Below are 15,734 nucleotides of genomic sequence, written 5' to 3' on the forward strand. Positions count from 1 at the left end.
TGCCCCGCGATTGGGGCTTGCCTGGCTGTGCTAGCGCGGGGCAAGCCCGCTCCCACGGTTCAACCTGTGTGCACGTGCCCGAACAGGCCTTGCGCCACTTTTACCCGTTCTTCGGCGGTCTCGGTGCGGCCTTCCTTGGCCAACGCCTCGATGTGCGCCTCGATGGCATGGGTGCGCTGGGTGAGGCCGCAGTCGTTGGCGATCTGGATGTTCAGGCCAGGGCGGGCGTTGAGCTCGAGGATCAGCGGGCCCTTGTCCTGGTCCAGCACCATGTCCACGCCGATGTAGCCCAGGCCGCACAGCTCGTAGCAGCTGGCGGCAAGCTTCATGAAACCGTCCCAGTTCGGCAGCTGCACACCGTCAACCGCGTTGGTGGTGTCCGGGTGCTTGCTGATGATCTTGTTCAGCCAGGTGCCGCGCAGCGTCATCCCCGTGGTCAGGTCGACGCCCACGCCGATGGCGCCCTGGTGCAGGTTGGCCTTGCCGCCGGACTGGCGGGTGGGCAGACGCAGCATGGCCATCACCGGGTAGCCCATCAGCACGATGATGCGGATGTCCGGCACGCCCTCGTAGCTGATGCTCTTGAAGATCTGGTCCGGGGTGACCCGGTACTCGATCAGCGCGCGGTCACGGTGCCCACCCAACGAGTACAGCCCGGTGAGGATGCTGGAGATCTGATGCTCGATCTCTTCGTGGCTGATGATCTTGCCGGAAACCGTGCGGTAGCGTTCCTCGAAGCGGTCGGCGATCACCAGGATACCGTCACCGCCGGCACCCTGCGCCGGCTTGATGACGAAGTCGGTGCGCTCGCCGATGATCTCGTGGAGCTTCTCGATCTGCTTCTCGGTCTCGATGATGCCGTACATCTCCGGCACATGGATGCCGGCCGCCAGCGCGCGCTCCTTGGTGATGATCTTGTCGTCGACGATCGGGTACAGGCTGCGCTTGTTGTACTTGAGTACGTAGTCCGCGTTACGCCGGTTGATACCCATGATGCCCCGGGCCTCCAGGGCTTTCCACGTCTTGATCAGGCCGAACATCAGGCGTCAGCCTTCTTCAGGAAAGCCTTGAAACGCACGAGCTCGGTCAGGCGGTAGCCGCGGTAGCGACCCATCGCCAGCATGAAGCCCACCAGGATCAGCAGTACCGCCGGGAAGGTGAAGACGAAGTAGGTCAGCTCCGGCACGGTCATCAGCAAGTGCGCCAGGGAGGCGGCGAACAGGGTGCCGATGGCCACTTTCATGGCATGGCCGCCGCCGCGCTCTTCCCAGGTGATCGACAGGCGCTCGATGGTCATGGTCAGGATCACCATCGGGAACAGCGCTACCGACAGGCCGCGCTCCAGGCCCAGCTTGTGGCTGAACAGGCTGATGGCGGCGATCAGCACCACGACGAAGGTCAGCACCACCGACAGGCGCGGCAGCATCTGCAGCTTCAGGTGTTCAAGATAGGAGCGCAGCGACAGGCCCAGGGCGGTGATCACCGTGAACAGCATGATGCCGAAGCCCAGCTGTGTTTCGCGGAAGGCCAGGGCGATCAGCACCGGCGTGAAGGTGCCCAGGGTCTGGATGCCGATCAGGTTGCGCAGCACCAGGATCACCAGCACACCGATCGGGATCATCACCATGATCATGAAGGTCTGCTGGGTCTGCAGCGGCAGGCCGTACAGCGAGTACTCGAGGAAGTCGGCGTCGGTATTCTCGTCGGTCAGCTTGGCCAGGCGGATGGCGTTCATCTCGCTATTGTTCATGCTGAAGGTGACGTTGGCCTTCTTGCCGCCATCGACGGTGATCAGGTTGTCGTCACCGGTCCACCACAGCAGGCGGTCGCTGGGCAGGCCCTGTTCGCCGGTGTCCGGGTTGAAGTAAAGCCAGTCGTTGCCGTTGAAGCTGCGCAGCCACAGTTCAGGGGTTTGCGGGGTATCGGCCACCAGACGGATGGTGTGCACTTTCTCCAGCGGCACATGGGCGATGGACAGCAGCAGGTCGATGATCTGCGCCTTTTTCATCGTCGAGGTGTCGCCGGCCAGCAGCAGCTTGACGTTGTCGTCGTTGAGATTGTTGACACGTTTGATGGTCTCGCCGACGAAGGTCTCGACGTCGGCCGAGTGCTGGCGGATCGGCGCCATCAGCGCCTCGGCGGCCAGCTTCTCAGGGCCTTCGATGGCCAGGCTGTCACGGAAGGTCGGGCCTTTGATCTTGGTCTTCTCGGCGCTGTAGCGCTTGGTCAGTACCAGGCGGTAGTACAGCGTCTGGTTGCCGCTGGCGCGGCGTGCCGACCAGGTCACCTTGCGGTTGCCATCGACCCGGTTGACGCTCACCCCGTAGTTGTTGGAGATGAAGCTCTCGTTGAGGCTGACATAGTCACGGTTGAGCGGGGGCACGAACATCTGCACCTTGACCGGGTCCTTGGTGCTGGCGACGAATTCGACCTTGGCGTCGATGTTCCACAGGTCGTCGGTCTCGTCTTCGGTCACCGGGATGCCGAGGAAGAAGATCTGGTAGGCCGTGACCGCAACGCCCAACAACACCAGGACGGTGATCAGGACTTTCAGGTGGAGGGTAAGAGAGCGCATCGGAATTACTCTGCTTTGGTAACTTCGGTGGCACAGGCAGGTTTGCCGGCCGCGTATTTAAGGCTTGGGTCGACCAGCGCATCGAGGTGCTTGAGGGCCTCGGAACCGATCAGCAGCGGGAACTGGAACGCGCTGCGGTCGGTGAGGTTGACCTCGATGGTGCGTTGGGTCTGGCCCATGCAGATATCGAGCTCGATGACCGGGCGGGCCGTGTAGGCCTTGCCGGACTCGGCGTCATAGTCCCCGGCGCGGCGCTTGATCTTGCTGACGCGGGCCAGGGGGCGTTCGATGGGGTGCTTGTGGGCGGCGTCGATTGCCAGGTAGAAGCGCACCCAGCTCTCGCCGTTGCGCTTGAAACGCTTGATGTCGCGGGCGCTGAGCGAGGCGGTCTTGGCGCCGGTGTCGAGTTTGGCCGCCACTTCCAGGTCGAGGTCGCCCAGGCGCGCGTATTCGTTCAGGCCATAGACGGTTTTCTCCGCCGCAGGCGCAAGGGCCGGCAGCAGAGTCAGGCAGAGCAGCAATAAAGCGGGTATGGGTCTCATAATCCTGGCGCGGTGCTGTGCGGGGTTCAGGGCAAGGCGACTGGCCAAGCGTCCCTATTGGCCTGCCATCAGCATGAAATGATGACAGGCAGCGTATCCATGCTCCCGAAGGAGCGCGGCATTCTATCACGCCGATGTGTTGACGCCAGCGCACCGCGATCAGACCCCACCGCGGTGCGGTAAGTTCGTTATTAGACAATTGTCGACAATGTTCTTTTTGTCTTTGACTCTTCTGGTCTGTTTAGCTAGTTTTGCCGTCATTGAATGCGAAGGTGTCGACAATCATGCTGGACACAGCCCAAGCCACCCCAATCCTGCAGGACGAGACCGAGACCCTCTCGGAAAACGTCTTCCGGCGCATCCAGGCGGCCATCGTCAAAGGCGAAATCGCCCCCGGCAGCAAGATCTCCGAGCCAGAACTGGCGCGCACCTATGGCATCAGCCGCGGCCCGCTGCGCGAGGCGATTCACCGGCTGGAGGGCCAACGCCTGCTGGTGCGGGTGCCGCACGTCGGTGCGCGGGTGGTGTCGCTCGGGCATGCCGAGCTGATCGAACTCTACGAAATCCGCGAGTCGCTCGAAGGCATGGCCTGCCGGCTGGCCGCCGAGCGCATGAGCCAGGCCGCGATCGACGAACTACGCGAAGTGCTCGACACCCATGAGCGCGACGCCGCGTTTCAGGCCGGGCAGGGCTACTACCAGCAGGAAGGCGATCACGACTTCCACTACCGGATCATCCAGGGCAGCGGCAACCAGACCCTCTACAAGATGCTCTGCGGCGAGCTCTATCAACTGGTGCGCATGTACCGCCTGCAGTTCTCGACCACGCCCAATCGGCCACGCCAGGCCTTTGCCGAGCACCACCGCATTCTCGACGCCATCGAAGCCCGCGACGGCGAACTCGCAGAACTCCTGATGCGTCGCCACATTGGCGCGTCCAAACGCAATATCGAGCGTCACTACCAAGGCGCCGACAACAATAGCCCACGAGGTGAGTCATGACAGTGAAGAGCACGCCCGGTCAGCGTTTCCGTGACGCGGTTGCCGCCGAACATCCGCTGCAGGTGGTCGGGACCATCAACGCCAACCACGCTCTGCTGGCCAAGCGCGCCGGCTTCAAGGCCATCTACCTGTCCGGTGGCGGTGTCGCCGCCGGGTCCCTGGGCCTGCCGGACCTGGGCATCAGCAACCTGGACGATGTGCTCACCGACGTGCGTCGCATCACCGACGTGTGCGACCTGCCGCTGCTGGTGGATGTCGACACCGGTTTCGGTGCCTCGGCCTTCAACGTTGCCCGCACCGTCAAGTCGATGAGCAAGTTCGGCGCCGCCGCCATCCATATCGAAGACCAGGTCGGCGCCAAGCGCTGCGGCCACCGCCCGAACAAGGAGATCGTCTCCCAGCAGGAGATGGTCGACCGCATCAAGGCCGCGGTGGATGCGCGCACCGATGACAGCTTCGTGATCATGGCGCGTACCGACGCCCTGGCGGTGGAAGGCCTGAACGCCGCCCTGGACCGTGCCGCCGCCTGCATCGAGGCCGGCGCCGACATGATCTTCCCGGAAGCCATCACTGAACTGTCGATGTACAAGACCTTCGCCGACCGAGTGAAAGCCCCGATCCTGGCCAACATCACCGAATTCGGCGCGACGCCGTTGTACACCACCGAAGAGCTGGCCTCGGTGGACGTGTCGCTGGTGCTGTACCCGCTGTCGGCCTTCCGTGCCATGAACAAGGCTGCCGAGAACGTCTACACCGCCCTGCGCCGCGACGGTACGCAGAAGAACGTGGTCGACACCATGCAGACCCGCATGGAGCTCTACGATGCCATCGGCTACCACGCCTTCGAGCAGAGCCTCGATGCGTTGTTCGCCCAGAAAAAGGCTTGAACCTGTGCGGGCCTCTCGCGGGGCAAGCCCGCTCCCACGGTGAGGCTCACGTTTCAGACATGGCGCTGTACCTGTAGGAGCGGGCTTGCCCCGCGAAAGCGCAGGTTCAGCGCCACACCTGATTAGCCAGAAAGACCTCGATAACAAATTCAAGAAAGGAGAAACACCATGGCCGAAGCAAAAGTACTCAGTGGCGCAGGCCTGCGTGGTCAGGTGGCCGGGCAGACCGCCCTGTCGACCGTCGGCCAGGCCGGCGCCGGCCTGACCTACCGCGGCTATGACGTGCGCGACCTGGCCGCCGGCGCCGAGTTCGAGGAAGTCGCCTACCTGCTGCTGTACGGCGAGCTGCCGAGCAAAGCCGAACTGGCCGACTACAAGCGCAAGCTCAAGGGCCTGCGCGACCTGCCACAGGCGCTCAAGGAAGTGCTCGAACGCATTCCGCGCGACGCCCACCCGATGGACGTGATGCGCACCGGCTGCTCGCTGCTCGGTACCCTGGAGCCGGAGCTGACCTTCGACGCCCAGCACGACAAGACCGACCGCCTGCTGGCGCTGTTCCCGGCAGTGATGTGCTACTGGTACCGCTTCACCCATCACGGTGTGCGCATCGACTGCAGCAGCGACGAAGACACCATTGGCGGCCACTTCCTGCACCTGCTGCACGGCAAGAAGCCAAGCGCGCTGCACGTCAAGGTGATGAACGTCTCGCTGATCCTGTACGCCGAGCACGAGTTCAACGCCTCGACCTTCACCGCCCGGGTCTGTGCCTCGACCCTGTCGGACCTGTATTCCTGCATCACTGCCGCCATCGGCTCGCTGCGTGGCCCGCTGCACGGTGGCGCCAACGAAGCGGCAATGGAGCTGATCGAGCGCTTCCAGAGCCCGCAGGAAGCTACCGCCGAGCTGCTGCGCATGCTCGAGCGCAAGGACAAGATCATGGGCTTCGGCCACGCCATCTACAAAGAGTCCGACCCGCGCAATGAGGTGATCAAGGGCTGGTCGAAGCAGTTGGCCGACGAAGTGGGTGACACGGTGCTGTACCCGGTGTCCGAAGCGATCGACAAGACCATGTGGGAGCAGAAGCGCCTGTTCCCCAACGCCGACTTCTACCATGCCTCGGCGTACCACTTCATGGGCATCCCGACCAAGCTGTTCACCCCGATCTTCGTCTGCTCGCGCCTGACCGGCTGGGCCGCGCACGTGTTCGAGCAGCGCGCCAATAACCGCATCATCCGCCCGAGCGCCGAATACACCGGCGTCGAGCAGCGCCAGTTCGTGCCGATCGAACAGCGTTGATAAGCAGGTAACGAGCTCTTGTGGGAGCGGGGCAAGTCGCAGCGGCGAACCGCCGCTCCCACGGGATCGCCGTCTGCCCAGGTAAACCGTGACCGAGCCAGATAACGATATGAACAGCGCATTCCGCAAGAACCTGCCAGGCACCGCCCTGGACTACTACGACGCCCGCGCCGCGGTCGAGGCAATCAAGCCAGGTGCCTACGACGGCCTGCCGTATACCTCCCGCGTACTGGCCGAAAACCTCGTGCGCCGCTGCGATCCGGCCACCCTCGATGCGTCGCTCGAGCAGCTGATCGAACGCAAGCGCGACCTCGACTTCCCCTGGTTCCCGGCCCGCGTGGTGTGCCACGACATCCTCGGCCAGACCGCGCTGGTGGACCTGGCCGGCCTGCGCGACGCCATCGCCGACAAGGGCGGCGACCCCGCCGCAGTCAACCCGGTGGTGCCGGTACAGCTGATCGTCGACCACTCGCTGGCGGTGGAGTGCGGCGGCTTCGACCCGCAGGCCTTCGAGAAGAACCGCGCCATCGAAGACCGTCGCAACGAAGACCGCTTCCACTTCATCAACTGGACCAAGAAGGCGTTCAAGAACGTCGACGTGATCCAGCCGGGCAACGGCATCATGCACCAGATCAACCTGGAGAAGATGTCGCCGGTGATCCACAGCGAACGTGGCGTGGCCTACCCGGACACCTGCGTCGGCACCGACAGCCACACCCCGCACGTCGACGCCCTGGGCGTGATCGCCATCGGCGTAGGTGGCCTGGAGGCCGAGAACGTGATGCTCGGCCGCGCCTCGTGGATGCGCCTGCCGGAAATCGTCGGCGTCGAGCTGACCGGTCGCCTGGCGCCGAATATCACTGCCACCGACCTGGTGCTGGCGCTGACCGAGTTCCTGCGCAAGCAGAAGGTGGTGGGTGCCTACCTCGAGTTCCATGGTGTGGGTGCCAGCGCGCTGACCCTGGGCGACCGTGCCACCATCTCCAACATGGCCCCGGAATACGGCGCCACCGCGGCGATGTTCGCCATCGACCAGCAGACCATCGACTACCTCAAGCTCACCGGCCGCGATGAGCAGCAGGTGCAGTTGGTCGAAACCTACGCCAAGGCCGCCGGCCTGTGGGCCGACAGCCTGGCCAAGGCCGAGTACGAGCGCACCCTGAGCTTCGACCTGTCGAGCGTGGTGCGCAACATGGCCGGCCCGTCCAACCCGCACGCCCGGGTAGCCACCAGCGACCTGGCGGCCAAGGGCATTGCCGGGCAGTGGCAGGAGGTGCCAGGGCAGATGCCGGACGGCGCGGTGATCATCGCCGCCATCACCAGCTGCACCAACACCAGCAACCCGCGCAACGTGATCGCCGCGGGCCTGCTGGCGCGCAACGCCAACAAGCTCGGCCTGGCCCGCAAACCATGGGTCAAGTCGTCGCTGGCGCCGGGCTCCAAGACCGTGCAGCTGTACCTCAAGGAGGCCGGTCTCGAGCAGGAGCTGGAGCAGCTGGGCTTTGGTGTCGTCGCCTTCGCCTGCACCACCTGCAACGGCATGTCCGGTGCACTGGACCCGGTGATCCAGCAGGAGATCATCGACCGCGACCTGTACGCCACCGCCGTGCTGTCGGGCAACCGCAACTTCGACGGGCGTATCCACCCGTACGCCAAGCAGGCTTTCCTCGCCTCGCCGCCGCTGGTGGTGGCCTATGCCATCGCCGGCACCATCCGCTTCGATATCGAGAAGGATGTGCTGGGCGTGGTGGACGGCAAGGAAATCCGCCTGAAGGACATCTGGCCGAGCGACGAGGAAATCGACGCCGTAGTACGTGCTTCGGTCAAGCCGGAGCAGTTCCGCCAGGTGTACATCCCGATGTTCACCATCGAGGAGGACAAGGGGCCGAAGGTCGCGCCGCTGTACGACTGGCGCCCGATGAGCACCTACATTCGCCGCCCGCCTTACTGGGAAGGCGCCCTGGCCGGTGAGCGCACCCTGCGCGGCATGCGCCCGCTGGCGGTGCTGCCGGACAACATCACCACCGACCACCTGTCGCCGTCCAACGCCATCATGCTCGACAGCGCCGCGGGTGAGTACCTGGCGAAGATGGGCCTGCCGGAAGAAGACTTCAACTCCTACGCCACCCACCGTGGCGACCACCTGACCGCCCAGCGCGCCACCTTCGCCAACCCCAAGCTATTCAACGAGATGGTGCGCAAGGACGACGGCAGCGTGAAGCAGGGTTCGCTGGCGCGCATCGAGCCGGAAGGCAAGGTGACCCGTATGTGGGAAGCCATCGAAACCTACATGCAGCGCAAGCAGCCGTTGATCATCGTCGCCGGTGCCGACTACGGCCAGGGTTCGTCCCGTGACTGGGCGGCCAAGGGCGTGCGCCTGGCGGGGGTCGAGGCGATCGTCGCCGAAGGCTTCGAGCGTATCCACCGCACCAACCTGGTGGGCATGGGTGTGCTGCCGTTGGAGTTCAAGCCAGGCACCGACCGCAAGACCCTGGGGCTCGATGGTAGCGAGGTCTATGACGTGCTCGGTGAGCGCAAGCCACGCGCCACGCTGACCCTGGTGGTCACGCGGCGCAATGGTGAGCGTGTCGAGGTGCCGGTGACCTGCCGCCTGGATACCGCCGAAGAAGTGTCGATCTACGAGGCGGGCGGGGTGCTGCAGCGCTTTGCCCAGGACTTCCTGGAAGGCACGGCCTAACAGGAGCAGCATGGCCCCTGTGGGAGCGGGTTTACCCGCGAATGCGTCGGCAGGATCAACATCATTGCTTGATCAAACGCCTTCGCGGGTAAACCCGCTCCCACAGGGTGTCGTGCAAGACAGGAATTGACCATGACACATGTACCGCAAATCAGAATCCCCGCCACCTACATCCGTGGCGGCACCAGCAAAGGCGTGTTCTTCCGCCTGCAGGACCTGCCCGAACAGGCGCAGATCCCAGGCCCCGCCCGCGATGCCCTGCTGCTGCGGGTGATCGGCAGCCCCGACCCCTACGGCAAGCAGATCGACGGCATGGGCGGCGCGACGTCCAGCACCAGCAAGAGCGTGATCCTGTCGAAAAGCATCAAGCCCGGCCATGATGTCGACTACCTGTTCGGCCAGGTGTCGATCGACAAGGCCTTCGTCGACTGGAGCGGCAACTGCGGCAACCTCTCGGCTGCGGTCGGTTCGTTCGCCATCAGCGGCGGCCTGGTCGACCCCGCGCGGGTGCCACGCAACGGTGTCGCCACCGTGCGCATCTGGCAGGCCAACATCGGCAAGACCATCATCGCCCATGTGCCGATCACCGAGGGTGAGGTACAGGAAACCGGCGATTTCGAACTCGACGGCGTGACCTTCCCGGCCGCCGAGGTGCAGCTGGAGTTCCTCGACCCGGCCGCCGACGAGGACGGTGACGGCGGGGCGATGTTCCCCACCGGCAATCTGGTCGACGACCTTGAAGTACCGGGTGTCGGCACCTTCAAGGCAACCCTGATCAACGCCGGCATCCCGACCATCTTCATCAATGCCGCCGACCTCGATTACACCGGCACCGAACTTCAGGACGCGATCAACGGTGACGTCGCTGCACTGGCGCGGTTCGAGACCATTCGCGCCCACGGCGCGGTGCGCATGGGGCTGATCGAGCATATCGACCAGGCTGCCGGGCGTCAGCACACCCCCAAGGTCGCGTTCGTCGCGCCGCCAACCACCTACACTGCTTCCAGCGGCAAAGTGGTCAATGCGGGCGATGTCGATTTGCTGGTGCGCGCCCTGTCCATGGGCAAGTTGCACCACGCCATGATGGGCACCGCGGCGGTTGCCATTGGCACGGCAGCGGCGATCCCCGGGACCCTGGTCAACCTTGCCGCAGGCGGTGGCGAACGAAGTGCGGTGCGCTTCGGTCATCCGTCCGGGACATTGCGCGTGGGAGCACAAGCCCGCCAGGTGGACGGGCAATGGACCGTGACCAAAGCAATCATGAGCCGCAGTGCTCGGGTGCTGATGGAGGGCTGGGTGCGCGTGCCTGGCGACAGCTTCTAACGCACCAATGGCGCTCGGCTTTCGTTGAGCGGGGCCGCGTTGCGGCCCATCGCCGGCAAGCCGGCTCCCACAGAGACTGAATTCTCCTTGTGGGAGCCGGCTTGCCGGCGATGGGCTGCAAAGCAGCCCCAGTTCCAAAGGAGCCGCAAATGAGCGCCAACGCTGATCTGAACACCCGCCCCGACTACGACCAGGTCCTGCAGACCCTCGCCGACTACGTGCTCGGTTACCGCGTCGAATCCCCCGAAGCCCTGGATACCGCCCGCCACTGCCTGATGGACACCCTTGGCTGCGGCCTGCTGGCGCTGCGTTTCCCCGAATGCACCAAGCTGCTCGGCCCGCTGGTCGAAGGCACGGTGGTGCCCAATGGCGCCCGCGTGCCCGGCACCGCCTACCGCCTCGACCCGGTCAAAGCCGCCTGGGACATTGGCTGCATTGTCCGCTGGCTGGACTACAACGACACCTGGCTGGCCGCCGAATGGGCCCATCCCTCGGACAACCTGGGCGGCATTCTCGCGGTCACCGATCATCTGTCGCAGAAGCGCGTGGCCGGTGGCGAAGCACCGCTGACCATGCGCGAGGTACTCGAGGCCATGGTCATGGCCCACGAGATCCAGGGCGTGCTGGCGCTGGAAAACGCCTTCAACCGGGTCGGCCTGGATCATGTGCTGCTGGTCAAGGTCGCCTCGACGGCAGTGTGCGCCAAGCTGATGGGCGCCAACCGCGATCAACTGCTGTCGGCCTTGTCCCATGCCTTCGTCGATGGTCAGGCCCTGCGCACTTACCGCCATGCGCCTAACGCCGGCTCGCGCAAGTCGTGGGCGGCGGGGGATGCCTCCAGTCGGGGCGTGCGACTGGCCGATATCGCCCTGCGCGGTGAAATGGGCATTCCCGGTGTGCTCAGTGCTGCGCAGTGGGGCTTTTATGATGTTTCGTTCAGCCACAGCAACAAGGACCTGGCCCTCAAGCAAGAGGCCCAGCGCGAATTGCGCCTGCCGCAGCCCTTTGGCAGTTACGTCATGGAAAATATCCTGTTCAAGGTCAGCTTCCCCGCCGAGTTCCATGCCCAGACTGCCTGCGAGGCGGCGGTGATGCTGCATCGGCAGGTGCGCAACCGCCTGCACGAAGTCGACCGCATCGTCATCGCCACCAACGAGTCGGCGATCCGCATCATTTCCAAGGAAGGCCCGCTGGCCAACGCCGCCGATCGTGACCATTGCCTGCAATACATGACCGCTGTGCCGCTGATCTTCGGCGACCTGGTGGCCGAGCACTATGAAGACAGCTTCCACGCCGCCCACCCGAGCATCGACCGCTTGCGCGAGAAGATGGAGGTGGTCGAGGAGCCGCGTTTCAGCCGCGAGTACCTGGAGGCGGACAAGCGCTCGATCGCCAATGCCGTGCAGGTGTTCTTCAAGGACGGCACCCACACCGAGCAGGTGGTGGTGGAGTACCCGATCGGCCATCGGCGCCGGCGGGAGGAGGGGTTGCCGTTGCTGGAGGCCAAGTTCAGGGCCAACCTGGCGACGCGGTTCGTGCGTCAGCGCTGTGAGGAGATTGTGGCGTTGTGCAAGGACCAGGTGAGGCTGGAGGCCATGCCCGTGCACAGGTTTGTCGATCTGTTCGTGATTTGATGTTGCCTGTACTGGCCTCATCGCGGGGCAAGCCCGCTCCCACGTCAATGCGCTGGCGTTGGCATCGTGGGAGCGGGCTTGCCCCGCGATGAGGGCAGTTGCTCCAACAAAAAAGCCCCGGCATCGCTGCCGGGGCTTCTTCTTACCGCTTGTAACTTACCACTTGCAGCTGCTTACGCCTGAACCACCGGGATCTTGGCGTTGGCGGCCGCTTCGCGGAACTCGGCGATCTGGTCGAAGCTCAGGTAGCGGTAGACGTCGGCAGCCATGCTGTCGATGTCCTTGGCGTACTGCATGTACTCTTCGACGGTCGGCAGCTTGCCGATGATCGAAGCGACAGCAGCCAGCTCGGCCGATGCCAGGTACACGTTGGTGGCGTCGCCCAGACGGTTCGGGAAGTTGCGGGTCGAGGTGGAGACCACGGTCGAACCGGTCTGCACACGTGCCTGGTTACCCATGCACAGCGAGCAGCCTGGCATTTCCATGCGCGCACCGGCCTTGCCGTAGATGCCGTAGTAGCCTTCTTCGGTCAGCTGGTGAGCGTCCATCTTGGTTGGCGGAGCCAGCCACAGACGGGTAGGGATACCGCCCTTGACCTTGTCCAGCAGCTTGCCGGCAGCGCGGAAGTGACCGATGTTGGTCATGCACGAACCGATGAACACTTCGTCGATCTTCTCGCCCTGTACCGAAGACAGCAGGCGGGCATCGTCCGGGTCGTTCGGCGCGCAGAGCACAGGCTCTTTGACGTCGGCCAGGTCGATCTCGATGATCTCGGCGTACTCTGCGTCTTTGTCAGCCGACAGCAGCTCAGGCTTGGCCAGCCAGGCTTCCATGGCCTGGGCGCGACGCTCCAGGGTGCGGGCATCGCCGTAGCCTTCGCCGATCATCCAGCGCAGCAGGGTGATGTTGGACTGCAGGTACTCGGCAACGGCCTTCTCTGGCAGCTTGATGGTGCAGCCGGCAGCGGAACGCTCGGCCGAGGCGTCGGACAGTTCGAACGCTTGCTCGACGGTCAGTTCGTCCAGGCCTTCGATTTCCAGGATGCGGCCGGAGAAGGCGTTTTTCTTGCCCTTCTTCTCGACGGTCAGCAGGCCTTTCTGGATGGCGTAGTAAGGGATGGCATGGACCAGGTCACGCAGGGTGATGCCAGGCTGCAGCTTGCCCTTGAAGCGCACCAGGATCGACTCTGGCATGTCCAGCGGCATGACGCCGGTGGCGGCGGCGAAGGCCACCAGGCCGGAACCGGCCGGGAACGAGATGCCGATCGGGAAGCGGGTGTGCGAGTCGCCACCGGTGCCGACGGTGTCAGGCATCAGCATGCGGTTCAGCCAGCTGTGGATGATGCCGTCGCCTGGGCGCAGCGACACGCCGCCACGGGTGCGGATGAAGTCTGGCAGGGTGTGGTGGGTGGTGACGTCGATCGGCTTCGGATACGCAGCGGTGTGGCAGAACGACTGCATGACCAGGTCGGCGGAGAAGCCCAGGCACGCCAGGTCTTTCAGCTCGTCGCGGGTCATCGGGCCAGTGGTGTCCTGGGAACCGACGGTGGTCATCTTCGGCTCGCAGTAGGCACCTGGGCGCACGCCCTGGCCTTCCGGCAGACCGCAGGCACGGCCGACCATCTTCTGCGCCAGGGTGAAGCCCTTGGTCGAAGCGGCAGGTTGCTCTGGCTTCTTGAACAGGTCGGAAGCACCCAGGCCCAGTTCGGCGCGGGCTTTCTCGGTCAGGCCACGGCCGACGATCAGCGGGATACGGCCGCCAGCGCGGACTTCATCGAGCAGCACTTCGGTTTTCAGCTCGAAGCTGGTGACCAGCTCGTCGCTGCCGTTGCGGCGCACTTCGCCCTTGAACGGGTAGACGTCGATGACGTCGCCCATGGCCAGGTTGGTGCAGTCGAATTCGATCGGCAGGGCGCCGGCGTCTTCCATGGTGTTGTAGAAGATCGGGGCGATCTTGGTGCCGAAGCAGAAGCCGCCAGCGCGCTTGTTCGGAACGTACGGGATGTCGTCGCCGAAGAACCACAGCACCGAGTTGGTGGCGGATTTACGCGAGGAACCGGTACCGACCACGTCACCGACGTAGGCAACCGGGTGGCCTTTGGCCTTGACCGCTTCGATCTGGGCCAGCGGGCCGACCGAACCAGGCTGCTTGGGCTCGATGCCGTCGCGGGCCATCTTCAGCATGGCCAGGGCGTGCAGCGGGATGTCAGGGCGCGACCAGGCGTCCGGGGCAGGGGACAGGTCATCGGTGTTGGTTTCGCCAGGCACCTTGAACACGGTCAGGGTGTACTTGTCGGCGATGGCCGGACGCGAGGTGAACCACTCGCCGGCAGCCCAGGATTCCAGCACGGCCTTGGCGTGGACGTTGCCCGCCTTGGCTTTTTCGGCCACGTCGTGGAAGGCGTCGAACATCAGCAGGGTGTGCTTGAGCTGTTCGGCCGCGACGGCGCCCAGTTCGGCGTCATCCAGCAGCGCTACCAGCGTTTCGATGTTGTAGCCGCCCTGCATGGTGCCCAGCAGCTCGACAGCGCGCTTGCGGTCGAGCAGTGGCGACTTGGCTTCGCCCTTGGCGATGGCGGAGAGGAAAGCGGCCTTGACGTAGGCGGCTTCGTCCACCCCTGGCGGAACGCGGTTGGTGATCAGGTCTACGAGGAAGGCTTCTTCGCCGGCCGGCGGGTTTTTCAGCAGCTCGACCAGGCCTGCGGTTTGTTCGGCGTTCAGCGGCTGGGGCACGATACCCAGAGCGGCACGCTCTTCGATGTGTTTGCGGTAGGCTTCAAGCACAGTTATTACCCTCATCAGTGGTCCCTAAAGGGAGTCCGGGACGCTCATCCAGCATTCAATGCACCCATGCGCAGCGCCGACTTTTTGAGTCGCACCGCCAGGGTCGCAAAGAATCCTTACAGAAGCTGCTTTCAAAGTTTTACGCCTGTAGAACGGGAGGCTGATGAGGGCTGGCACGGGCATGCGAGGGGTGCATGGCCCGGGCCAACGCCGTTCTACCGGATCAACTGTGCTCGTGACGCTTTGAAAACAGCTTCCAACGGACATTGTTGCCTTGAAAAGGCGGAGTGATTCTACGGCAAAAAATGCCCGAAGGTAAGGCGGCAAAGATGACTTTAACCAGTGACCCTGGTTAGACAAAGGGCTAACATGAGCCGGTGTTCCGCCCTCAAGCTGTTGTTTTCCAATGACCAACCAGTCCATCAAGACCCCTTGCGTCGGCCTCTGCTCCACGGTGTATGGAGATCTGGTATGCCGTGGCTGCAAGCGTTTCCACCACGAAGTGATCCACTGGAACGGCTACGACGACGAGCAGAAACGCGCCGTGTGGCTGCGCCTGGAGCAACTGCTGGTGCAGGTGATGATGGCCAAGCTGGAAGTGTTCGACAAAGGCCTGCTGCGCCAGCAACTGGAGCAGCGCTCGATCCGCTTTGTCGTGCAGCAGTCGGAATATTGCTGGGCTTACCAGCTGATCGCCCGGGGCGCGCGGATGATCCGCGATCTCGAGGCGTATGGAATGGTGTTGTTGCCGGAGTTCCGCGATTGGGACTTGCCGCAACTGCGCGATGCCATCGATCGCGAGTTCTTCTTGCTGTCCGAGGCGCATTACCAGCGCTACATCGCGCCGAGTTTTCTGCGTGATGCCCTGGATCGCGGTCAGGGCTAAAGCTCTCGGGTGATGCTGCTGGCCTCTTCGCGGGTAAACCCGCTCCCACAGATGCACCACAGTCTTTGAAATCTGTGTCGAACCTGTGGGAGCGGGTTTACCCGCGAAG

Annotated in this window: 11 protein-coding genes; 7 read left to right on the top strand and 4 right to left on the bottom strand. The window is 64.0% G+C overall.

From position 1 onward, the window contains the following. Nucleotides 1-59: 59 nt before the first annotated feature. The 3 genes from LOY51_RS09955 to rloA are packed head-to-tail and all read right to left on the bottom strand — an operon-like array spanning nucleotide 60 to nucleotide 3,117. Nucleotides 60-1,040: an alpha-L-glutamate ligase-like protein gene (locus tag LOY51_RS09955; protein ID WP_125858136.1), complete on the bottom strand. Its 981-nt coding sequence runs from the start codon at nucleotides 1,038-1,040 to the stop codon at nucleotides 60-62. Continuing rightward, nucleotides 1,040-2,575, bottom strand: a complete 1,536-nt coding sequence (rloB, locus tag LOY51_RS09960) for an osmotic stress tolerance membrane protein RloB (RefSeq protein WP_125463489.1) — start codon at nucleotides 2,573-2,575, stop codon at nucleotides 1,040-1,042. The genes LOY51_RS09955 and rloB overlap by 1 nt, the downstream gene beginning before the upstream one ends. Before the next feature lie 5 nt (nucleotides 2,576-2,580). Next, nucleotides 2,581-3,117, bottom strand: a complete 537-nt coding sequence (gene rloA / locus LOY51_RS09965) for a retropepsin-like aspartic peptidase RloA (RefSeq protein ID WP_125463490.1) — start codon at nucleotides 3,115-3,117, stop codon at nucleotides 2,581-2,583. A gap of 284 nt (nucleotides 3,118-3,401) precedes the next feature. On the opposite strand from rloA, the gene LOY51_RS09970 reads away from it, so the two are divergent. From LOY51_RS09970 to prpD, 6 genes are all read left to right on the top strand, one after another. Further along, nucleotides 3,402-4,118 (top strand): GntR family transcriptional regulator, encoded by a 717-nt coding sequence (locus LOY51_RS09970; RefSeq protein WP_125463491.1) that lies wholly within the window; start codon nucleotides 3,402-3,404, stop codon nucleotides 4,116-4,118. After that, complete coding sequence (prpB, locus tag LOY51_RS09975; protein ID WP_258645997.1) at nucleotides 4,115-5,005, top strand: methylisocitrate lyase; 891 nt, start codon at nucleotides 4,115-4,117, stop codon at nucleotides 5,003-5,005. The genes LOY51_RS09970 and prpB overlap by 4 nt, the downstream gene beginning before the upstream one ends. 168 nt (nucleotides 5,006-5,173) lie before the next feature. Then, complete coding sequence (gene prpC, locus LOY51_RS09980; RefSeq protein WP_125858138.1) at nucleotides 5,174-6,301, top strand: bifunctional 2-methylcitrate synthase/citrate synthase; 1,128 nt, start codon at nucleotides 5,174-5,176, stop codon at nucleotides 6,299-6,301. 109 nt (nucleotides 6,302-6,410) lie between these two features. After that, nucleotides 6,411-8,999, top strand: coding sequence for a Fe/S-dependent 2-methylisocitrate dehydratase AcnD (acnD, locus tag LOY51_RS09985; protein WP_125858139.1), 2,589 nt, complete (start codon nucleotides 6,411-6,413; stop codon nucleotides 8,997-8,999). A 132-nt stretch (nucleotides 9,000-9,131) separates the two neighbouring features. Next, nucleotides 9,132-10,322, top strand: a complete 1,191-nt coding sequence (gene prpF, locus LOY51_RS09990; protein WP_258645999.1) for a 2-methylaconitate cis-trans isomerase PrpF — start codon at nucleotides 9,132-9,134, stop codon at nucleotides 10,320-10,322. A 149-nt stretch (nucleotides 10,323-10,471) separates the two neighbouring features. Further along, entirely contained in the window at nucleotides 10,472-11,956 is a 1,485-nt protein-coding gene (gene prpD / locus LOY51_RS09995; RefSeq protein WP_125463495.1) for a 2-methylcitrate dehydratase, read from the top strand. Nucleotides 11,957-12,129: 173 nt separating this feature from the next. On the opposite strand, the gene acnB is transcribed toward prpD, so the two are convergent. Next, nucleotides 12,130-14,739: a bifunctional aconitate hydratase 2/2-methylisocitrate dehydratase gene (acnB, locus tag LOY51_RS10000; RefSeq protein ID WP_125466170.1), complete on the bottom strand. Its 2,610-nt coding sequence runs from the start codon at nucleotides 14,737-14,739 to the stop codon at nucleotides 12,130-12,132. 406 nt (nucleotides 14,740-15,145) lie between these two features. Between acnB and LOY51_RS10005 the strand changes: the two genes are divergently transcribed. Beyond that, nucleotides 15,146-15,625, top strand: a complete 480-nt coding sequence (locus LOY51_RS10005; protein ID WP_125463496.1) for a DUF1289 domain-containing protein — start codon at nucleotides 15,146-15,148, stop codon at nucleotides 15,623-15,625. The last annotated feature ends 109 nt before the right edge of the window (nucleotides 15,626-15,734 follow it).

The sequence above is a fragment of the Pseudomonas sichuanensis genome (assembly GCF_024749065.1).
Lineage (GTDB): Bacteria > Pseudomonadota > Gammaproteobacteria > Pseudomonadales > Pseudomonadaceae > Aquipseudomonas > Aquipseudomonas sichuanensis.